The 21,224-nt window shown below is 63.1% G+C and carries 11 protein-coding genes; 3 read left to right on the top strand and 8 right to left on the bottom strand.

Features of this window, described 5'->3' with window-relative positions; genetic code table 11:
- Positions 1 to 117 precede the first annotated feature (117 nt).
- From ACQZ5H_RS31105 to ACQZ5H_RS31080, 6 genes are all read right to left on the bottom strand, one after another.
- On the bottom strand, positions 118 to 1,863 hold the full coding sequence (locus ACQZ5H_RS31105; protein ID WP_449100026.1) for a hypothetical protein: 1,746 nt from the start codon (positions 1,861 to 1,863) through the stop codon (positions 118 to 120).
- 3 nt (positions 1,864 to 1,866) lie between these two features.
- Complete coding sequence (locus tag ACQZ5H_RS31100; RefSeq protein ID WP_449100025.1) at positions 1,867 to 3,063, bottom strand: HlyD family type I secretion periplasmic adaptor subunit; 1,197 nt, start codon at positions 3,061 to 3,063, stop codon at positions 1,867 to 1,869.
- Positions 3,060 to 5,333 (bottom strand): type I secretion system permease/ATPase, encoded by a 2,274-nt coding sequence (locus tag ACQZ5H_RS31095; RefSeq protein ID WP_449100024.1) that lies wholly within the window; start codon positions 5,331 to 5,333, stop codon positions 3,060 to 3,062. Before ACQZ5H_RS31095 ends, ACQZ5H_RS31100 begins: the two co-directional genes overlap by 4 nt.
- A gap of 17 nt (positions 5,334 to 5,350) precedes the next feature.
- Positions 5,351 to 11,191 (bottom strand): Ig-like domain-containing protein, encoded by a 5,841-nt coding sequence (locus tag ACQZ5H_RS31090; RefSeq protein ID WP_449100023.1) that lies wholly within the window; start codon positions 11,189 to 11,191, stop codon positions 5,351 to 5,353.
- 419 nt (positions 11,192 to 11,610) lie between these two features.
- Complete coding sequence (locus ACQZ5H_RS31085) at positions 11,611 to 13,029, bottom strand: TolC family outer membrane protein (protein WP_449100022.1); 1,419 nt, start codon at positions 13,027 to 13,029, stop codon at positions 11,611 to 11,613.
- A 241-nt stretch (positions 13,030 to 13,270) separates the two neighbouring features.
- Positions 13,271 to 14,137, bottom strand: a complete 867-nt coding sequence (locus ACQZ5H_RS31080) for an NmrA family NAD(P)-binding protein (protein WP_449100021.1) — start codon at positions 14,135 to 14,137, stop codon at positions 13,271 to 13,273.
- Between the two features lie 213 nt (positions 14,138 to 14,350).
- Here ACQZ5H_RS31080 and ACQZ5H_RS31075 point away from each other — a divergent pair, with 213 nt between their 5' ends.
- Entirely contained in the window at positions 14,351 to 15,316 is a 966-nt protein-coding gene (locus ACQZ5H_RS31075; protein ID WP_112720550.1) for a GlxA family transcriptional regulator, read from the top strand.
- 170 nt (positions 15,317 to 15,486) lie between these two features.
- On the top strand, positions 15,487 to 17,580 hold the full coding sequence (locus ACQZ5H_RS31070; protein ID WP_449100020.1) for a carboxy terminal-processing peptidase: 2,094 nt from the start codon (positions 15,487 to 15,489) through the stop codon (positions 17,578 to 17,580).
- A gap of 42 nt (positions 17,581 to 17,622) precedes the next feature.
- On the opposite strand, the gene ACQZ5H_RS31065 is transcribed toward ACQZ5H_RS31070, so the two are convergent.
- A complete protein-coding gene (locus tag ACQZ5H_RS31065) occupies positions 17,623 to 18,801 on the bottom strand; it encodes a M20 metallopeptidase family protein (protein ID WP_449100019.1) in 1,179 nt (392 codons plus the stop codon).
- Positions 18,788 to 19,969, bottom strand: a complete 1,182-nt coding sequence (locus ACQZ5H_RS31060; protein ID WP_449100018.1) for a M24 family metallopeptidase — start codon at positions 19,967 to 19,969, stop codon at positions 18,788 to 18,790. Before ACQZ5H_RS31060 ends, ACQZ5H_RS31065 begins: the two co-directional genes overlap by 14 nt.
- Positions 19,970 to 20,168: 199 nt before the next feature.
- Here ACQZ5H_RS31060 and ACQZ5H_RS31055 point away from each other — a divergent pair, with 199 nt between their 5' ends.
- On the top strand, positions 20,169 to 20,990 hold the full coding sequence (locus tag ACQZ5H_RS31055) for a bifunctional allantoicase/(S)-ureidoglycine aminohydrolase (protein ID WP_449100017.1): 822 nt from the start codon (positions 20,169 to 20,171) through the stop codon (positions 20,988 to 20,990).
- Positions 20,991 to 21,224: the final 234 nt, after the last annotated feature.

Raw genomic sequence — 21,224 nt, 5'->3', positions numbered from 1 at the left:
AATATATTTTCACAAAGCGGATCAGCCTAAAGCGACAACTTTTAAACAACCCCATCAGAAACGGCCGTTAAGCGGTTGTTTTTGAAGGGATTTACGCATCACCAATGACGTAGGCACTTACCCCGCAGGCTGTGCCTGCGGGCAATCTTCGGGAGCGTCGCGATCTCCTGCCAGATTGCGCTGGCCGAGGCCGACGGTTGTCGCGGCTTCCAAGGCCTGCCGACGATAGGCGATCAGTCCGGACAGGTAATGCTCGACATCGTCGATGCGCACCCGGAAGGCGTGATGGCGGATGAAGAATGAGCCTGCGATCCGTGCAGGGTTCTTCATGAACATTGCGAGCTCCGGCCAGAAGTGACCGTTCAGCAGATAGAGGGCCCGGCGTTCGAGGGCCGCGCCGAAACGACTCCGGTCGATGTCTCCGAGCAGATGCGCGTGTTTTCGGTCACCTTCCAGCCGGGTCAGCACCTGCCGAGACGCCATCATTAGCTCCAGCAGGGTGGGGAAGGTGGTGATCCGGTTGGCGACGAAATCCAAGTGACCGGCGACATTGGCAATCGCGAAGCGGTAATAATCCTCCCGCGGGCAATGGCGGGTGAGTTCGTTGGCGGCATAAGCCAGCCAGTGATCGTGATGCCTCTCATAGCCGGCTGCGATGAAATGCGAGAAGGACCGCTGGACCGCTGCCAACAACGCCCCGTTTCCGATGAGATCATAAAGGCGCATCAACGCGAAGGCAGCCTCGCCCTCGAAGTAAATCGTCCGGAACGCGTCCTTGGTGGCGAGTGATGGGAAATCGAGAACGTGACGGAATGCGCCGCTCTCCGCGTCCTGCATGAAAGAGATTCCGGCTGCGAGCCGCGACATCAGCCCGTGATCAGCATCGCCGCCTTCCACCGCAGCCAGCTTGGCGAGCGCAAGGATCGCCAGCGCGTTACCGCCAAGCTTGATCTCGGAATTCGCCTCGACCAGAAACGCGGCAGGGCGCCCATCCGGCAAATCCGTGCGGACGATGAAATCGTCTCTCATGCGGGTCAGAGAACGCTCGATCGCGTCGCGCAACGACTGGCTGCGTGTGACTTCGTAGGCCTCGATCATCGCGTAGGTCGCGCTGGCGTGTCTGAGCGTATTGTAGCTATCGATGCTCCGGTCGAAGCATGGATGCAGGCCGTAGATGAAACGCCCGTCCGCACCGACCTGATCGGCGAGAAAATCGGATCCGGCCGCAATCAGCGAATTGAGCAACGGGATGCTCAGCGCATCTACAACACGCCGGCCGGCATTGCGGCCAGTCGGATAGAGATCGTGCAAAGTATCGCCATCGAAGAACGCGCCCTTGCTGGCGAAGAGATGCACTGGTGTGTCATCACTAAAGGCTGGCAGGGGAGTGCGGGGAAAGCGGCGTTGAAAGTAGTTGCGGACGTTGCCCTCGTTGAATTCGGCCGTCGGATTATGATTGCCGCCATAGAGCATCGCATTGGCGTTCAGCTCCTGCTCAAGGAGGGCACGCTCGAAATTCTCATCGAATCTGATGCCGAGCCGGAAATAGTTTCGCTTGGTGCCCGCGAGCATGCGGTGAAGCTCAGCGAAAGTCGTCGCCTCGACGGCCATCGGCCAATCGATGCGGAGCCAGAAGTTCTCACCCGTTTGCTGCTCCCCAAGGTCGCGTATCGCCGCGACCCCGGCCTGCCAAACGGCGTCGAACGTTGCGCCACGCACAATCCGGACCGCCGCGCGCTCCTTGCCGGAGGAGAAGGAGATGAACAGCACGAAGGCAGGGTAGGGGTGTTGAAGCTCCTGGCTGCCTCGCCGCACCTGCTCGCGCAGCGCCGCGAGATCGGCGTCGGAGATGAGCCCTATCATGCCTCAACGCTCTCTCATGGCTTCACGCGCCTTGTTGAAGGGCTTGATCAGATAATCGAGCACGCTCTTCTCGCCGGTATGGATGTCGACGGTTGCGATCATGCCCGGCGAGATCGGGAACTGCTTGCCGGCCGCGTTGCTCAGCGCATCCTTCTCGGTCTTCACGAAGACGCGATAATAGTAGATCTCGGGATCCACCTCGTCCTGGATCGTATCCGGCGAGATCGTCACGACCTTGCCCTCCAGACCACCATAGATCGCGTAGTCATAGGCGGTGATTTTCACCGTCGCCCGCTGATCCGGGTGCACGAAGGCAATATCGCGCGGTGACATGCGCGCTTCGATCATCAACTGATCGCCGAGCGGTATGATATCCATCAGCTTGCCGTTCGGCGGCACGACGCCGCCGATTGTCGAGACCTCGATATTCTTGACGATGCCGCGCACCGGCGAGCGCAGCGTCAGGCGCGCTAGGCTGTCGGAACGGCCCTTGATCACCGAGCGCAGCGAGGCGACGTCGGCATTGGCCTTTGAAAGCTGCTCGCGGGCCTCTACGACATATTGCGTCGTCGCCTCGACCTTCTTGAGCTCGAGTTCCGCCTGTTCGCGCTTCAGCCTGATGATCTCGACGCTGCTTGCCGCTCCCATCTCGCTCAGGCCTTCGTTAACGCTGAGCTCCTGGCGGCTGAGCGCCAGGGACTCGTCCAGCCATTTCAGCGTCTGTTTCAGGTTTCCAAGCCGCGCATCGTAGAGCTTGGTTTCGGCGGCGATCAGATCGGGATCGCTTTTCAGCTCGTCGGGAAAGACAAGCGGGGTTTGATTGACCTCTGCCGTGAGCCGCGCCGAGCTCGCCAGCGCTGCACGATATTTGGCCGTCGATTCACCGACATCGGATTCGGTCAGCGTCGGGTCGAGCTGTGCCAGCAGCTGCCCGGCCTCGACGATCTGGTTCTCCTGAACCTTCAGCGTCGAGACGATACCGCCCTCCAGCGACTGGATGACCTGCTCGCGGCGGATCGGCACGACCTTCCCGTCCCCGGTCGAGACCTCGTCGAGAACAGCGAAATTCGCCCAGCCGATCGCCACGATGAGGAGCAGCAGGAAGAGCTTGACGACGCGCGTTGCCTTGGAGAGGCGGACAGCATCTTCGCCGCCGAAATGCCAGCTATCGTCGATGGCGCGGGAAAAGGAGGTGCTCATGGGCTGCTCCGCTCCTGAACAGGACGTTGCTCGAAGGCTCGCTCGAGGCGCTCGCGCTGGGCGATCGCCGTCTCCGGTGTCTGCGGCCCCGGTTCGCCTCTGAGAGCGCGCAACGCCTGCTCCTTCGGCGCGTCGAGCACGATCCGGCCCTGATCGAGCGCCACCACACGCTCGATCAGATCGAGAACCCGCATCCGGTGCGTGGCGATCACCACCGTCTTGCCGCGGCACCAGGCGGAAAACCGCCGGATGAAGAGCCGCTCGGTCGCTTCGTCCATCGAGGCCGTCGGCTCGTCGAGCAGCACGACGGAGGGATTGCGGATCAGCAGCCGTGACAGGAGCAGCGCCTGCTGCTGGCCGCCGGAAAGACCTCGCCCGCCTTCATCGATCAGATGATCAAGGCCCTTCGGCATCATGCGGATAAAGTCGTCGGCGCCGGTCATCTGAAGGGCGTCAAGCAGCGCCTGCTGGGAGGCGCTTTGCGCACCGAGCAGGATGTTTTCGCGTATTGTGCCGTGAAACAGCCGCGAGTTCTGCGTCAGCAAACCGACTTCGCGGCGGAGATCGTTGGGATCGATCTGCTCCATGGCGAGATTGTCGATCAGCACCTCACCCGAGGCAGGTTCGATCTGCCCGGACAAGGCCTGAAGCAAGGTCGACTTTCCCGCGCCGTTCTTGCCGAGCAGGGCGATCGTCTCGCCGGCATCGATCTTCAGTTCCGCCACCGAAAGCGCCGGCTTGCCGACGGGCTGGCCGTAATAATAGAGCGTATTGCTGAGCTGGTACTGCCCGAGCAGCGAGCCGACCGAGAGCCGCGTTTCCGCCGGCGGATGATCGACCGGCATCTTCATGATCGTATTGAGGCTCTGCAGACCGAGCTTGGCATGCTGAAACCGGCTCAAGACCTGCGTCAGCTGCGCCATCGGCGCCATCATCCGCGAGCCGAGGATCGAGCAGGCGACCAGAGAACCGGTGCTCATGTCGCCCTTCATAACGATCGGCGCCCCGCAGAAGACGATGACGGCAAAGACGCTGGTCTGGATGCTGTGCCCCCAGCCCGTGAGAATGCTGGTGATGTAGCGCAGGCGGACCTGAGCATCGGCACTCGCGGTATTGAAGGTGTTCCACTTCTCCTGAAACACGCTTTCGGCCTGCAGCGCCTTGATATCCTCGATGCCCTGAACCGCCTCGACCAGCATGGCATTGCGCAGCGACGCCTCGCGCATCGCCTGGCCTGCGCATGCCCGCAGGCGGCGCTGGGCGAGCAATCCGGGAGCGATCATCAGCAGCAGCGCCACCGCGGGGATGACCGCAAGCCATCCGCCGATCAGCGCCATCAGCGCCAGGAAGAGGAAGAAGAACGGGAGATCGGCGATTGCCGCGACGGTCGTCGAGGTGAAGAGGTCGCGGACCTGCTCGAGATCGCGCAGCTGCGCGATGAAGGTTCCGGTCGCCTTCGGCCGGTTCTGGTTGCGCACCCGTAGCGCATGGCCGAAGACCACGTCCGAAATCTTGATATCGGCGCGTTTTCCGAGCACGTCGATGATCAGCGTCCTGATCTTCCGCATGATGAAATCGAAGACCACGGCGAGCATGACGCCGATGAACAGCACGACCAGCGTGCTCATCGAATTGGCGGGCACGACGCGGTCATAGACCTGCATCGAGAAGATCACGCCGGTCACCGAAAGAGCGTTGGCGATCAGCGAGGCAAGCAGCACATAGCCGTAGGGGCGAAGATCATTGAGCGCCAGCTTGCGGAACCAGCCATGCGTATCCGGCGCGATATAGGCATCCACCCGTTCGTCGGTTCGTGTGCGGGCGTCGCGCGCGATCAGCAGATGGGCAATGCCATCCTGCAGATAGGATGTCTCGATCCATGTCCACTGGCCGTTATCCTCAGCAAAGGTGATCTTGGCTTCGCCATCCCTGATCTCGGTGATCAGGCCAACCGCGCCGTCCTTCAATTCCAAAAGTAACGGCAGGCGCCGGCCAGTGATGCCGCTGACCACCGGTTCAACCGGCTTCACATCCAGGCCGAAGCGGCGGGCGAGCTTCTCGATGCGGCGCAACGGCGACGCCGTCTCCTGCATGATCGGCAGATAGCTGTTGGCAGACCGGGAATGCGTGATGCCGTAGTGCTGCGCGAGCCTGCCGACGATCTCGATCCAGCGCAGGCCACGCGGATCATCTGTTGTGTTCGATGCGACTGCGGCCGTGGCCCCGCTTCGCTGTTCGAATGCTGCGGGAGTATCGTCTGCAAGAGCCATCGGCAATCTCCTAACCGTCACACGACAGGAAGCTTATGCGTGGTCAGATCGTCATCCGGCTTGATCGGCTCGAACGGATCGATCGTGACAGTCGCCGCGGTCTCGACGGGGGCCGCGACCTCGTGCGTCTCCACAGCTACCGGGGCCGCCGATCCCGTGTCTGTTGCCGCGGCATCGTGCGAGATAGCCGAGAGGCCGCTGAGGTCGATCTCCTGACCACCCTGATCCGGCACCAGCCCCGCCGTCTCGTCGCCGGTGGCGTGATTGGCTGAATCGCCGGTATCATGTGTGGAGCTATCGGTGCGTTCGGCCGTCGCATGCGTCGTGGCGCTGCTTGCGTCCACCGCATCGGTATCGGCAAAAGCAAGGGTCGAGATGCTGGATGCCGCAGCCGTGGCCGAAGATGCGTCGTGGATATCGACATCGATGCTCAGATCGGCGGTCAGCGCATTGCCGGTATCGGGGTCGAAGACCGTCACCGTGAAATGATCCGTACCGCCCGCCGTGACGCCGGTATCCGGCGTGTAGGTGTAGCTGCCGTCGGCATGGATCAGCAGCGTGCCGAAATCACCGGTGACGCTGACGCTGCCATTGACCATCGCGTGCGCATGGCCGTCGAAATTGACCGAGCCGACCTGGAGGTCATCGACGCTGCCGGTCGCTGAACTGGCGATGAAATTGCCGGTCGCCTTTTCTCCGACGCTGACATTGACCTGTTCCGTGAGATCCGTTGCCACCACGGATATGTCGCGTGTCAGGGCAACGCCGATATTGACCCCGGCGTCGGGAACCAGCGTTGCGCGGTAGGTGCCGGCCGGTATGTCGTCGAGGCTGATCACGGCATGGGTGCTGCCCAGACCGAGCAGATCGAGATCGAGGATGCCGTTATGCACCTGATTGCCGAGATCGCCTGGACGCACCCACGCGCCATTCTGGAAGCGCTCGATGATGACTGTGTAGCTGCTCAACAGGCCGATCTGCAGCGCGCCCGATATCCCGAGATCGAGGGCGACATGGTTATTTGCCCCACCGAGATTGAAGTTCACCACCGGCTGGTTTGCCGAGCCGAGGTTGACGCTTGCAAGATTTCCGATGTTGAGCCCGAGCAGATCGAACTGCGTATCCGATGCGGTGGAGGGCCTCGCTTCGGGGATATCCGTCACGGTGCGATCGAGCGTCGCTGTGGCGCTGGCATCGGTGAGCTGGAAGTCGAGCCCTGGCGCGAGAATGCTGCCGGGAAGCGAGATATTGCCGGCGGTATCCCTGAGCTCGATCTCCAGAGCGCCGCCATCGACCTGCGCCGGCGACAGGCCGATGCTGAACGAGCCGTCGGCGTGAACCACGCCGGTACCGACGACATTGCCATCGGTATCAACGACGGTGACCGTGGCTCCAGCTTCGCCGGTCCCCGTTAGCTCGGTGCCCGATGCATTGACGGAAAGACCTGCCGGCGCATCCGGTGGCAGCAGGTCCGGCGTCAGGATCGAACCGGGATCGGAGATATTGTGTGCGGCATCTTCAAGCACCACCGTCAGCGCGCCGCCATTGGCCTGTGCCGGGGACAGAGTAACGCTGAAGGCACCGCCTGCGGCCACGATCGCCGTGCCGACGGCGATGCCGAGGGCGTTATAGACCGTCGCCGTCGCACCTGCTTCGCCCTGGCCGGTGAGCAGGGTGCCGGTAGCGTTGACCGTAAGCCCGGTGGGCGCGGCCGGATCGACGAGATCGGGGGTAGCCGCGGTGCCGGGATCGGAGATGTTTCCAGCGATATCCTTCTGCACCACCTGCAGGTCACCGCCATCGATCTGCGCCGGGGAGAGGCCGATCGTGAAGGTGCCATTTGCGGCGACGATGCCGGTGCCGACAACAGTACCGGCAGCATTGGTCACGGTGACCGTTGCACCAACTTCGCCTTCGCCGGTCAGCGACGTCCCGGTCCCGCTGACGCCGAGCTCGGTCGGCGCGTCCGGGGCCGTGGTATCAGTGGTGGCTGTGCTTGCCGGATCGGAGTCGTTTCCGGCCGCATCCGAAAGCACGACGGAAAGGTTGCCGCCATCGGCCTGCGCGGGCGAGAGCGCCACATTGAAGACGCCGTTGGCGCCGACCGTGCCGGTGCCGACTTCGATACCGGCAGCATTGGTGACGGTGACGAGCGCGCCGGGCTCGCCTCTGCCCATCAGCGTTGCCCCGCCATCGTCGACGGAGAGATTGGTCGCCGCATCGGGCGGCGTCAGGTCGGGCGTCTCGGCGAAACCAGGCTGCGATGTTCCGCCGGCTCCGGTCAGCACCACCTTGAGGTCGCTGCCATCGACCTGTGCCGGATCAAGCGGGATATTGAAGGTGCCATTGCCGCCGACCGTGCCCGTGGCGATGACCGTGCCGTCGGCACGCGAAACCGTGACAGTGCTGCCGGCGAGGCCGTCGCCGGTCAAGGCCGTTCCCTCGGCATTGACGATCAGATTGTCCGGTGCGGGCGGGGCATCAGGATCGGGCGCAAGCACCGTAGCCGCCGTGGAGTCATTCCCTGCGGCATCCTCCTGCGTGACACTGAGCGTCTGCCCGTCGAGCTGCGCCTGCGAGAGCGCAACGCTGAAGGCGCCGTTGGCACCGACGAGTGCAGTGCCAAGCACGGTGCCGGAACCATTGGTCACGGTGACCGTGGCACCAACTTCGCCAACACCGGTGAGCTGCAGGCCATTGGCGCTGACCAGCAGACTGGTCGGCGGCTCCGGCGGCTGAATATCCGTCAAAGGCAAGGCCGTCGCTTGCGAGGCATTGCCCGCTGCGTCGGCCTGCACGATCTGCAGGGTGCCGCCCGCGGTTTGCGCCGGGCTGAGATTGATCGAGAAGCTGCCATCAGGCGCAACGAGCCCGGTGCCAACGGTAACCCCGTCGGCATCCTTGACGGTGATGGTCGCGCCGGCCTCGCCGTCGCCGGTCAGCACCGTCCGGGCGCCGTTGATCGCGACGTCGAGAGGAGCATCGGGAGCCGCGAGATCAGGCGTCGTTATCGAGGCTGTCTCGGACTGGTTGCCTGCGGGGTCGTCGAGCCTGACGGTGAGGTCATCGCCATTGGCCTGAGCCGGATTGAGCGGGATTGTGAAGGTACCGTCAGTACCGACCGTACCGGTCGCCACCTGAGTGCCGGCTTCATTGGTGACGATCACCGTCGCCCCAGCTTCGCCGCGGCCGGTGAGCACAGTACCGGCGGGATTAAGCGAGAGATTGGTCGGCGCGTCGGGCTCCAGCAGGTCGGTCGACGGCACCTGTTCGGGCGCCGAGGCATTGCCATCGGCGTCGGTCAGCGTGACGTTGAGATTGCCGCCATCCGTCTGCGGCGGCGCCAGCGCGACGGTGAAATTGCCGTCGGTGCCAACCGTTGCCGTACCGATGGGATCGCCACCGGCGTTGGTGACCGTAACGGTCGAGCCGGGCTCCCCCTTGCCGGTGAGACTGCCGCCATCGGCCGCGACGGCGAGATCGGTCGGTGCGTCAGGAGCGAGGAGATCGGGTGACGCTACGGTGGCTGCGGCAGACTGATTGCCCTGAGCATCCGTCAAACGGACTTCCAGATCGCCCCCATCGGTCTGCGCCGGGGAGAGGCCGATCGTGAAGGATCCATCGGGTCCAACCGTCGCGGTGCCGATTACGGTACCCGCGGCATTGGTCACAGTCGCCGTTGCTCCGGGTTCGCCCTGGCCGGTGAGCACCGTGCCGGCATCATTGACATCGAGACCGGCGACGGCCGCAGGCGGCGTTGCATCTACTGTCGCGGCCGTGCCCGGCTCTGACGTGTTGCCGGCCGTGTCCTGAAGGGTGACCTCCAGTGGCCGCCCGTCGGCCTGCTGCGGGCTCAGCGGAACGGTGAAAGTGCCGCCCGCGCCAACGAGCGCGGTGCCGACGAGAACGCCGTCGGCGGTCGTGACCTTGACCGTCGTTCCGGCCTCGCCGCGGCCGGTGAGCACGGAGCCGGCGGGATTGACGACGAGATCGATCGGCGCATCGGGGGCGAGGTGATCCTGCGTCGGCGTCGAGGCGGCTGCCGACGTGTGGCCGGCAGCATCCGAGAGAGTGACCTGTAGATTGCCGCCATCCGCCTGGGCGGGTGCCAGCGCTATGTTGAAGGACCCATCCGGCGCCACAGTGCCGGTGCCGACGACATCACCGGCAGCATTCTTGACGCTGACAGTCGCGCCGGGCTCGCCGCGCCCGGTCAGCGAGACGCCGGCATCATCGACATGGAGATTGGTCGGAGCATCGGGCCCGATCAGATCGGGCGAGAGCACGATGCCGGGCTGCGACGTGCCATTGGCATCCGTCAGCACGACATGCAGCTCCCCGCCATTCGTCTGCGCGGGATTGAGCGTCACCGAGAAGGTGCCGTCTCCAAGAACGGTACCGGTACCGACCGTATCACCGGCGGCATTGGTCACCTTGACCTGAGCGCCCCCAGTGCCTTCGCCGGTCAAACCCGTCCCTTGCGCGTTGATGACGAGACCGGTCGGAGCTGCCGGGGCATCGACATCCGGCGCGAGGACCGAGCCCGGATCGGATGTGTTGCCCGCGGCATCCTTCAGCACGACGCTCAGGGGCACGCCGTCGCTCTGCGCCGGGTCGATGGTCACGCTGAAGGTGCCGTCGGGATTGACCGTATTGGTGCCGAGCACCGTGCCGGCGGCGTTGGTGACCGTGACGGTCGTCCCGGCCTCGCCGTGGCCGGTCACGACCGTTCCGGTATCGTTGACGAGCAGACTGGTCGGCGTACCCGGCGCCTCGGTGTCGGTGATCGTCAGGCCCTGCGGTGTGGAGGAATTGCCGGCCGCATCCTTCAGCACGACGTCGATCTCGCCACCATTTGCCTGCGGCGGCGCCAGCGACACCGTGAATGTCCCATTATTTCCGACCGTTGCCGTGCCGATCGTGACGCCATTCGCATCGGTGACCGTGACGGTAGCGCCGGCTTCGCCGCGGCCGGTGAGCGTTGCGCCGCCATTGCTGACGGCAAGCTCGGTCGCGGCTTCCGGCGCCGCGAGATCGGGCGTCGTGACGTTTGCCACCACCGAGACGTTATGCGCCGCATCCTCCAGGGTGACGGAGAGCGCGCTGCCATCTGTTTGCGCCGGATCGAGAGCGATGGAGAAGGCGCCGTTCGGGCCGACTGTGCCCGTCCCGACCACATCGCCATTCGCATCCTTCACCGTGACGGTGGCACCGGCTTCACCCAGCCCGCTCAGCAGCAATCCGGATGCGTTGACCGTCAGATTGGTTGCGGCTGAAGGCGGATCGGTATCCGCATCGGAGTCGGAATCTGCGTCGGCATCCGCATCCGCGTCCGCATCGGCATCAGCGTCAGCATCGGCGTCTGCGTCGGCATCCGCATCTGCATCAGAATCCGCGTCGGAATCGGTGTCGTCATCCGAGCTGCCGCCGCCACCCCCTCCGGCGGCGAGCGCAACACCGCCCGCGGCAAGAGCAAGAGGCAGCGCGATGCCGAGGAGGGATCCCGCGCCGGCACCACCAGCCGCCGCCCCGGCGCCGACGAGCTGGTCGACTGCGCCTGCTGGCGTAAAGGTGATATCGCCGGCTGCATCGGCATAGTCGCCCATCCAGACGTTTCCGGAGGAATCCTCGAGAACGAGTTCGCTCTGCTCGCCACCCTGGCTGTGATAGAAGCCCTGGACGTCGACTTCCTGGCCGTTCTGCAGATGGATGATGAGGTCGTCGCCGACGCGCGCGGTGGAGGCGATGTCACTGGGCGACAAGGCGAGCTTTACGGTGCTCGGCCTTTCGAGGACGATCTTGTCCTCCGCCACGGTTTCTGTCTTACCGCTCACCTTGTCCGAGACGATTGCGACCATCGATAGGCTCCTCAACAGCTTGGCGCCGCGTCATGCGGCCCCGGTCCACCACCGCCTTGGCGGATGATGGCGTTCAAACATGTTGCCCTTGAGCGTTTTGCAGCCGCCTCCCACAGCGACGGACACCTGCTGCTCCATCGCCGCTTTGATGTCCACGTATGGTCAAAAACTGCCACAACCAGCGGAAGCTTCAACCGCCAGTCGGTGCCGGATTTCACTTAAAATTTAGGATCGGTGAAAGTTGCTGCTCAGTTTGAGAGCAATCCGTACCAAAATGGCACAATGTGCGGCCGCCGCTGCGGCGATTGTCTTGCCGCAAAGACCCGCTTTGAGCCACTTTCGCCCTTGATATCAAGGCGATCGGCGATCCGGAGCCGGATTGTTTCAAAAAAATTCGCAGGGAATTTCAATACGTCAGCTCAGATCGGCTTGGCGGAAGCGACTTTCTTAATGTTAGCGCTTTCATCACTCACTCCCGGTGGCGTGAGCCCAAAGACCTCTCTCAGCCGCCCTGATGCATAAGCACATTCTACATTCAACTTATAGAGGTCGAAACGCGTGTTGATTTCGTCAAAGCGCGCCGAGTGAAGTTCCTGATCGGCATTCAGCACATCGAGTAGGGTGCGGGTGCCGAGATCGAGAAACTGCTTCTGATAGAGATCGCGCGTTTCGCGCATCATCGGCTGGCGCGATGCCAGCGATTTCTGCAGCGCCTCGAGGCTGACGACCTGGGCACTCGATTCATTCCAGCTCTTCTGCACGTCGAAGAGCGCGGCGGCGACCGCTGCTTCCGATGACTGCGCCGCATATTTCGCGGCGTTCTGGCGGGCCTGGAACGAGCCGCCGTTATAGAGGTCGCCCTTGATCTTCAGACCGACGACATAGTCGGGATCCTCGTTGCTGTCCCACATGTTGAATTCGCCGGATGCCTCGAGCGCCAGCGTCGGCAGCATCTCGGCACGGGCGAGCTTGACGCGGGCATCGGCCTCGCGCTTGCGGGATTTGGCAGCGACGACAGCCGGCACGATCTCGAAGATCGGCGCCGCCCCGGCGCAGGCCGTCTGCAGCTTAGAGGGCATCGATGCGCCGAGCTGCACGGACGACGTGGCGCCCACCAGCGCATTCAGGGCGCTTGTCCAGCGCTGCTTCTGCGCGCCGATCTCGATCGCCCGCGATTCAGCCGATTGCACACGGGCCTCGGCCTGCAGCTTGTCGGAGCGCGTGCTTGCGCCCTGATCGGTGCGTGCGGCCACAAGCTTCCCGATCGCCTGAACGTCGCCGATCTGATCGTTGGCGACGACAGCGAGCTTCTCGGCCCGCAGCACCTCGACGGATGCCAGCGCCGTTTCCCGGATGACATCGTCGACGCTCGCCAGGAACTCGGCCTTGCGCGCATCCTCCAGCGCCGATTCCGCTTCGACGCGCCCGGAGACCTTGCCGAAATCGTAGATCATCTGCGTCGCCGTCAGATTGAAGCGCGGCGCCCAGTCTCCGCGATCGTTGTTCTCGGCACCGAGATTCACGCCGCCGCCGACCGAAGGCAGATAGCCGGACTTGGCATCGGCGATCAGCTCGCCCTGTTCCTTGATCTTGCCCGCAGCCTCGCGAATTGCCGGATGCCAGTTGATTGCGCGCCGAACAGCCGATTCCACATCCGTCACCGGCTCCAGCGAACGGCCGGTCGTGGCTGGCGGCGGCAACGACGCCGCGCTGTTGCCACTCGAGATAGACCCGGTCGTACGCGAGTCCGTTGCCGGCGGCTTCTGGGCGCAGGAGGCTTGTATAAGGGCAATCGCAGCGAGGAGGCTGAGGGCCAGCGGCCGGCGACCTGAATGCATTCCGGGAGCTCCATCAACTGGAGATCAAAATTGCAACCGGCCCACGCATTACCAACGGCTGGCGATGAATCCACGCACTTGGATGACGCAACTATAGGTGATTCGTCAATTTCTGCAAAAGCTTAGCGTAGGCCGGACTTTGCCATCGGACGCAACTGGCGGGCGACTGGAGCGTGCGGACCGATTTTATCCATCCGCTATCGCGCATTTTCTAATGAAACTTCCAGTCGCCGCGCCCCTATCAGAGCCAGACGGCGCGGTGCTTGTCGACGAATTCTGCGAGCGTCATCGGCGTCCGGCCGGTTATCCGCTCGACAAAATCGCTGGTGCCCGCCATCAGCCCGTCACGATGCATTTCGGCAATCGCCTTGATGTGCTGCGTCAGGAACGGGATGTCCTGGCCGGCGACTTCGAGGACCCATTGCTCGCCGGTAATTGTCTCGTAGCGCACCGTCTTGCCGAGCGTATTGCCGACGGCCTCCGCGATCTCGGGCGGCGTCAGCTCAACAGGACCGGTCAGCGGATAGGTCTTGCCAGCGTGACCGGTGGGATCGGCAAGAATGGCGGCGATGACGGCGCCCTGATCTTCGGCGGCGATCGGTGCGAAGCGGCCCGTCGGCTGGAAGGCGACGGCGTAGCGGCCCTCGCGGATCATCTTGCGCATGTAGTGCAGCCATTCGCAGAAGGCGGTCGGATGCAGGTGGGCGACCGGCGTTCCCGCCCGATCGAAGATGCGTTCCGCCAGCCAGTGCTGCTGCGCCGAGTCGCTCGGCGCGTCGGAGCGCGCAGTCTTCTGTGACATGTTGACGATGAATTCCGCGCTGGCTTCCAACGCGGCCTGTGCGAAATGCGCCGTGGCCTGCACCAGGCCCGGCCGCATCGGATAGACGAAATAGACACGCTTGATCCCGTCAAAAGCCCGGCGGACAGCACGGAAATCCAGAAGATCAGCGACGAAGACCTCAGCGCCAAGAGCCTTGAGCTGCCCAGATCGGGCATCGTCCTTGTGCGCCAAGGCCCTGACGCCGAAGCCTTTCTCCAGGAGGATTTTCGCGGCGGCGCTGCCCGTCGCGCCGGTAGCGCCGCCGATCAGGATGGTGGGTTGCATGAAATTGATCTCCGTAAGTGAAATGATGCCGGCTCGTCTGCCTGCGCACCAACCTAGCTCCTGGCGAACACGTGGCTATGGGCGCAAATGCCAACTTCGATATGATTCACGCCAAATCAACTCGAGACGGGCAGGGGAGGGTTGCGGGGCCTCTAGCCATTTCCAGCGAAAGCGCATAGTGTCGCAAAAGATAATATAGAGGTCATTCACGCCATGCGCATTGCCGTCCTCGCCCTGGAAGGGCTGTTCGATTCCGGGCTCACGGTCACGCTCGACGCCTTTGCCACCGCAAACTCGCTGTCGGGAAAGCTGCTCGGCGGGACGCCGCGTTTCGATGTCACCGTCGTCGGCGTGCGCAAAAAGGTCACGTCGGCGCAGGGGCTGATCATTCCGGTGAAGCCGATCACACCGGATCTGAAACCCGACTGGATCATCGTGCCCGCCCTCAGGGCAACGACGCCCGAGACATTGCTGCCATCGCTGCAGCGGCCGGACGTTCGCCAGGCCAAGGCCCAACTTCTGCAATGGCATCAGCAAGGTGCGCAGGTCGGCTCGTCCTGCATCGGAACGTTCCTGATTGCGGATGCCGGTCTTCTCGACGGGCGGGAAGCGACGACATCGTGGTCGCTCGCGCCGTTCTTCCGCCAGCGCTATCCGAAGGTTCTGCTCGATGAGACCCGTATGCTCGTTCCCTCGGCAATCGGCGTCACGGCCGGTGCAGCCATGGGGCATCTCGATCTCGCCCTTTGGCTGATCCGCAAGGCCAGCCCGGAATTGGCGTCGCTGGTATCGCGCTATCTTCTCGCTGATATCCGCTCGTCACAGGCCTTCTACATCATTCCCAATCATCTGGCGCAGGCCGACCCGCTGATTTCGCATTTCGAGCGATGGTCGCGCGATCACCTGCAGGAAGGCTTCTCGCTGCAGGAGGCCGCCAAGGCGCTCGGCACCAGCACCCGTTCGCTTCAGCGGCGCTGCCAGGCGGTGCTCGGCAAGTCGCCGCTCGCCTATTTCCAGGATCTCCGGGTCGAGCGGGCACAGGCGCTCCTTCATGGCAGCGGTATGGATGTGGAAGCCATCGCAACCGAGGTCGGCTATGTCGACGGCGCTACGTTGCGTACACTGCTGCGAGACCGGTTGGGGCGAGGGGTCCGTGAACTCCGGGCCGATCTGCGCTGAGTTTGCGGCTCACATTTAAAGCCAGAAAAGGCAACGATTAGCCGGGCCCGGCTCAACAATCACGAAATGCTTATCGGCAAAGATGCGCCCGCCCGGTTGCGAAAAAGCCATAATTGTTCCACCTACATCATTGTTTCGAAACGCGGCACCCAGAGTTGGATCAGAGCGGAATGCGCATACACTACGGAATATTCGGTCTTTTCCTTGCAGTTGCGCCGTCCGCGTATGCCCTGGAAGCTGCCCCGCCTGTCCTTGAGCCGCTGAAGCAGCAGGGCCAGGCAGCCCAGATGAGCGCGCAATTTCTGACGCGCTACAGCTACCGGCCGGTTCCGCTCGACGATGATCTCTCGGCCAAGATCATGGATAGCTACATCAAGGCGCTCGATCCCGACCGGACGATTTTCCTGCAGACGGACATCGATAAATTCATGGCCGACAAGGGCAAGATCGATGATGCGATCGCCCAGCAGAACCTGCAGATCCCGTTCTCGATCTTCAATACCTATGAGAAGCGGGTCGTCGACCGCATGAATTATGCGCGCGGCCTCCTCAAGCAGAATTTCGATTTCAACGCGCACGAGGATTTCGCCGTGCTGCGCGACAAGGCGCCGTGGCCGAAATCCGAGGCTGATGCCGATGATCTCTGGCGCAAGCGCGTCAAGAGCGACTGGCTGCGCCTGAAGCTCGGCGGCAAGGATGACGCGGCGATCCGCGATACGCTCGACAAGCGCTACGAGAATACGCTGGAGCGCGCTTACAAATACAAGAGCGAAGACGTCTTCCAGACGTTCATGGACGCTTATGCGACCTCGGTCGATCCGCACACCGATTATTTCGGCGCAGCGGCTTCCGCCGATTTCGATATTTCAATGAAGCTTTCCCTGGTCGGCATCGGCGCCGTGCTGCAGGAGCGCGACGACTATACGACGATCCGCGAGCTCGTTCCCGGCGGTCCTGCGCAACTGTCCGGCAAGCTTGCCGTCGGCGACCGTATCGTCGGCGTAGGGCAGGGGGAAAAGGGTCCGATCAAGGACGTGATGGGCACGCGCCTCGACGAGGTCGTGCAGATGATCCGCGGCGAGAAGGATTCCGTCGTGCGGCTCGATATCCTGCCGGCTGAGGCCGGCGCGGAGGGCAGCCATCACATCATCAGCCTGGTGCGAGACAAGATCAGTCTCGAAAAGCAGGCTGCCCGCAAGGACATTCTCACAGTCAAGGACGGCGATGCCACCCGCAAGGTCGGCGTCATCACACTGCCGGCCTTCTACGAGGATTTCGAAGCGCGCCGGAAGGGCGACAAGGATTACAAGAGCGCCAGCCGCGATGTCGCGAAACTTCTGCTTGAGCTGAAGCAGGAGGGCGTCGATAGCGTCCTGCTCGACATCCGCAACAATGGCGGCGGCTCGCTCAGCGAAGCGATCGACCTGACGGGCCTCTTCATCGGCAACGGCCCGGTCGTGCAGCAGCGCGGCAGCGACGGCAAGGTGGCCGTACAGAAGGCTGACTTCAAGGCTCCGGTCTGGAGCGGTCCGCTTGGCGTGCTGATCAATCGCGGCTCGGCTTCGGCTTCCGAAATCTTTGCTGCAGCCATTCAGGATTACGGCCGCGGCGTGATCATCGGTGAGCAAAGCTTCGGCAAGGGCACGGTACAGACCGTGGTCGACCTCGACGAGATGGCCAATAACAGCAAGCCGAAGTTCGGCGAACTGAAGGTCACCATCGCGCAGTTCTTCCGCATCAATGGCGGCACGACGCAGCTGCGTGGCGTAACCCCCGATATCAGCCTGCCCGGCCTTTCGGACCCGTCGACCTTCGGCGAGACGAGCTACGACAACGCGCTGCCCTGGACGCAGATCAAGGCCGCGAAATATTCGCCTGAAGGTGATGTCACGGCGATGCTGCCGGAACTGCTCAGCCGCCACGACGCGCGGGTGAAGAACGATCCTGATTACAAGAGCCTGCTGGAAGACATTGCCGACCTGAAGGCGCAGCGCGAGAAGGGCACCATTTCGCTCAACGAAGCCGAGCGCCGCAAGGAGCTGGCGGCCCGTGAGGCCCGTCTGAAGTCCCGGGCGGCGGTGACCGGTGGCGACGATCCCGATGCAGACGACGGCCTGCAGTCGAACGAACGCAGCCTGAGCGCCGATCTCGCGATCGAAAATGCCCGCAAGAAGGCAAAGGACGTGCTCTTGACCGAAGCTGCCGCCATCGTCTCCGACGAAGCGGATCTGCTGCAGGCGTCGCCGAAGGCCGCTCAGAAGTAAATGAAATGGCGCCGGTGGAAAGCCAGCGGCGCCGCTTCCAACTCAGACGCCGAGCGCCTCGCATGCCACCTTGGCAATCGTCTCGGCGCCGATTTTCAGCGCGGCTTCATCGACCCGGAATTGCGGATGATGCAGCGGGAAGATCGAGCCCTCGGCCTCGTTGCGGATACCAAGCCTGAAATAGACCGATGGCCGCTTCTCGCTGTAGAAGCCGAAATCATCAGCCGCAGTCCAGCCGGGCGCCGCAATCGACGTGCCCGCCCCGAAAAGCTGATCCGCCGCCGACGAGACGAGCTGCGCCAGTGCCGCGTCATTGACGACAGGCGGCTCTCCCTCGATCAGCTTGAACTCGACCGTTGCGCGGTGGGCGGCGCCAAGCCCCTCCAGGATTTCATGAACCCGCTCGCGGGCGCGAAGCCGGGTCGCCGGACTGCCGCTGCGGATCGTTCCCTTCAGCCGCACGGTATCGGCAATGACGTTATAGGCGCCACCTCCCTCGATACCGGTGATCGACACCACCAGGGGATCATAGGCATCAGTTTCCCGAGCAACGATCTTCTGCAGTTCCGAGACCATGGCGCAGGCCGCGGCAATCGCATCGACTCCTTCCGCCGGTTTCGCGGCATGCGCGGATGTGCCCCTGACGATGACATCGAAAATATCGCTCGCCAGCGTATAGGGTCCGCCAGAGACCGAGATCTTGCCGGTCTCGGTATAGGGATCGACATGGATGCCGATCGCCGCGTCGATATCGTCAAGCAGGCCTTCCTCGACGACACGCCGCCCGCCGAGCGGCTCTGCCTCTTCGGCCGGCTGGAAGATGAAGCGGACCGTCCCGGCGAAGCTGTCGCGATGCCGGTGCAGGTGAGTGGCCGCGGCAAAGACCATCGCCGCATGCGCATCGTGCCCGCAGGCGTGCATGACACCGGGTTTCGCCGAGGAGAACGCAACACCCGAGCGCTCCTCGATCGGCAGCGCGTCGATATCGGCGCGCACCGCGACCTTGCGGTTGGAGAAGCCGCCGGTACCTGCAATGTCGACCGAAAGGCCGCAACCCGCGACATCACGGATATCAGCCAGTCCCTCGGCCTCAAGCTGTGCTCGAAGATAGGCCTGGGTTTCGGCCTCCTCGTTGGAAAGCTCGGGATTGACGTGGAGGTGCCGGCGCACGGCAATCATCCGCGCGACAAGCTCGGCAGCCAGCTGATCAGGCCTTGGCATGGATTTCTCTCGGCAGGTTGGTCAGCGTCTCAGCGCCGGTCGCGGTCACCAGAATGGTCTCGCTGACCTCGATGCCCCATCCATCCATCCACATGCCCAGAATGGAGTGGATGACATTGCCGGGCTGCAGCATGCTCTTGTCGCCGGGGCGAAGGCTGATCGTGTGCTCGCCCCAATCCGGCGGGTAGGCGACGCCAATCGAATAGCCGATGCGCGACTCCTTCTTCAGACCATAGCGCTCGATGACCCCGCGCCAGGCGAGCTCGACATCTTCAGCCAGCACACCCGGCCGGATTGACGCGAGAACGGCTTCCATGCCCTCAAGCACCGCCTTTGCCGTCTCGGTCACCTGAGGAGACGCCTTGCCGAGCTGCATGGTGCGCGCCAGACCCGCCGTATAGCGGCGGCAGACACCGGCAAGCTCAAGCGCAATCGTCTCGTCCTTGCCGAAACGGCGGTCGCTCCACATGATGTGCGGCGCCGAGGCGTTCTCACCGCCGAGGATGGTCGGGGGCAGGGCAGTGATATCGCCTGCATAGTCGGCACTTCCGGCCACCTGCGCGGTCTGGATCCTGGCGATTGCATCGCATTCGCGCACACCCGGCGCAATCGCATCATAGGCCGCCGTCACCGCCGCTTCCGCCAGACGCGATGCCTTCCTGAGATAGCCGATTTCGGCCGGGCTCTTCACCGAGCGTATCCAGTTGACGAGGAGATCGGCATCGACGAACGTCGCGTTCGGCAACCCGGCGACAAGGCGCGCATGCGCCTTCGGCGAATAGTAATAGGCCTCCAGCTCGATGCCGATCCGGCGTCCACCCCAGCCTTTCGAGACGATCCATTGCGCGATCCAGTCCATCGGATGGCGATCGGCCTGTTGCACATAAGGTTCGGGGAAGCCGACGACATTTTCGGGCTTCATCCAGGCCGTCAGCAAGCCGCCCGCCGCATCCATGGCACGCCCGAGCCAGACCGGCTCGGCGCCATCTTCGACCGGCACCAGCACCGTCTGCGGCGTATAGAAAGACCAGCCGTCGTAACCGGTGATGTAATGCTGGTTCGCGACGTCGTTGATCACCAGAAGCTCAAGCTCGCGCCTGCGCATCTCGACGCGGATCTTTGTGAGCCGCTCCTGGTATTCCTGCCGTTCGAACGGTAGCTGGATCATTCTTGCCCCTCTCTATGCCTGCCGTTGCGCTGCCTCGCGCACCATACCCGATGACAAGAGCTTGGCACCTGAGGCGCAAATTTTTGGTCTAAAATAGTGGCGCCACATAGACGATCTCTCTTTTCACGCCGGCGCTTCTTGAGAAGGTGGAAACCAAAGGCTACCGTTCGAGACCTTCAAGACGCAGAGAGAATCTCCCATGGAAAACCGCTCCTACTATTCCCCGCCAGGCGGACTTCCGCCGCAGACCGATCTGCTCTCCGGCAAGGCCGTGTTCACGACGGCATATGCGGTTATCCCGAAGGGCGTGATGACCGATATCGTCACCAGCTACCTGCCGCACTGGACGAAGACCCGCGCCTGGATCATCGCCCGCCCGATGACCGGTTTCTCCGAGACCTTCTCGCAATATATCATGGAAGTGGAACCCGGCGGCGGCAGCACAAAGCCGGAATCCGAACCGCGCGCCGAAACGGCAATCTTCGTCGTGGCGGGCACGCTGGCGATCGGCCATGAAGGACGCGTCCATCACCTGAACGCCGGCTCCTTCGCCTTCCTGCCTGCCGGACGCGCCTGGACGCTGCAGAACGACGGCGCCGACGCCGCGACCTTCCACTGGATCCGCAAGGCCTTCCAGCCCGTCGAGGGACTGGAGCCGCCGCCCGCGATCTTTACCCACGAAGACGAACACCCGCCGGGCGCGATGCCTGGCACCGAAGGCAAGTGGGCAACGACCCGCTTCATCGACCCCGCCGATATCCGCTACGACATGCACGTCACGATAGTGACCTTCGAGCCCGGCGCCGTGATACCCTTCATGGAAACCCACGTCATGGAACACGGCCTCTACGTCCTCGAAGGCCGCGCCGTCTACCGCCTCAACCAGGACTGGGTCGAAGTCGAAGCCGGCGACTTCATGTGGCTGCGCGCCTTCTGCCCGCAAGCCTGCTACGCCGGCGGCCCGGGCAAGTTCAGGTACTTGCTCTACAAGGACGTCAACCGGCATGCGCCGCTTTGGTAGGGGTGAAGCTTCAAGGGTTTGGGGCCATTTGATGAATGAGGTGAATGTGGGCCTCTAAGCACAGACTACAGTTGATGTTTTTGAACATCGGCTCAATCCGTCAGGTGGTTCCATAACGTATGTTATGCGATCTTCGGATGTAGCCACAAAGTTAGAATGTCCTGTTTCTGCAAAGTTGGAATGTCACACTCCCCGGATCTGAAGGATGCGTGGGAGATTGCAGATGGGATTGAT

Source organism: Rhizobium sp. 21-4511-3d (assembly GCF_053522545.1).
This window is presented reverse-complemented; position numbering and strand designations above follow the sequence as displayed.

Bases quoted from the DNA above. Each gene is read 5' to 3' on its own strand.
- ACQZ5H_RS31105 (WP_449100026.1), bottom strand. From the start codon at position 1,863: ATGATAGGGCTCATCTCCGACGCCGATCTCGCGGCGCTGCGCGAGCAG.
- ACQZ5H_RS31100 (WP_449100025.1), bottom strand. From the start codon at position 3,063: ATGAGCACCTCCTTTTCCCGCGCCATCGACGATAGCTGGCATTTCGGC.
- ACQZ5H_RS31095 (WP_449100024.1), bottom strand. From the start codon at position 5,333: ATGGCTCTTGCAGACGATACTCCCGCAGCATTCGAACAGCGAAGCGGG.
- ACQZ5H_RS31090 (WP_449100023.1), bottom strand. From the start codon at position 11,191: ATGGTCGCAATCGTCTCGGACAAGGTGAGCGGTAAGACAGAAACCGTG.
- ACQZ5H_RS31085 (WP_449100022.1), bottom strand. From the start codon at position 13,029: ATGCATTCAGGTCGCCGGCCGCTGGCCCTCAGCCTCCTCGCTGCGATT.
- ACQZ5H_RS31080 (WP_449100021.1), bottom strand. From the start codon at position 14,137: ATGCAACCCACCATCCTGATCGGCGGCGCTACCGGCGCGACGGGCAGC.
- ACQZ5H_RS31075 (WP_112720550.1), top strand. From the start codon at position 14,351: ATGCGCATTGCCGTCCTCGCCCTGGAAGGGCTGTTCGATTCCGGGCTC.
- ACQZ5H_RS31070 (WP_449100020.1), top strand. From the start codon at position 15,487: ATGCGCATACACTACGGAATATTCGGTCTTTTCCTTGCAGTTGCGCCG.
- ACQZ5H_RS31065 (WP_449100019.1), bottom strand. From the start codon at position 18,801: ATGCCAAGGCCTGATCAGCTGGCTGCCGAGCTTGTCGCGCGGATGATT.
- ACQZ5H_RS31060 (WP_449100018.1), bottom strand. From the start codon at position 19,969: ATGATCCAGCTACCGTTCGAACGGCAGGAATACCAGGAGCGGCTCACA.
- ACQZ5H_RS31055 (WP_449100017.1), top strand. From the start codon at position 20,169: ATGGAAAACCGCTCCTACTATTCCCCGCCAGGCGGACTTCCGCCGCAG.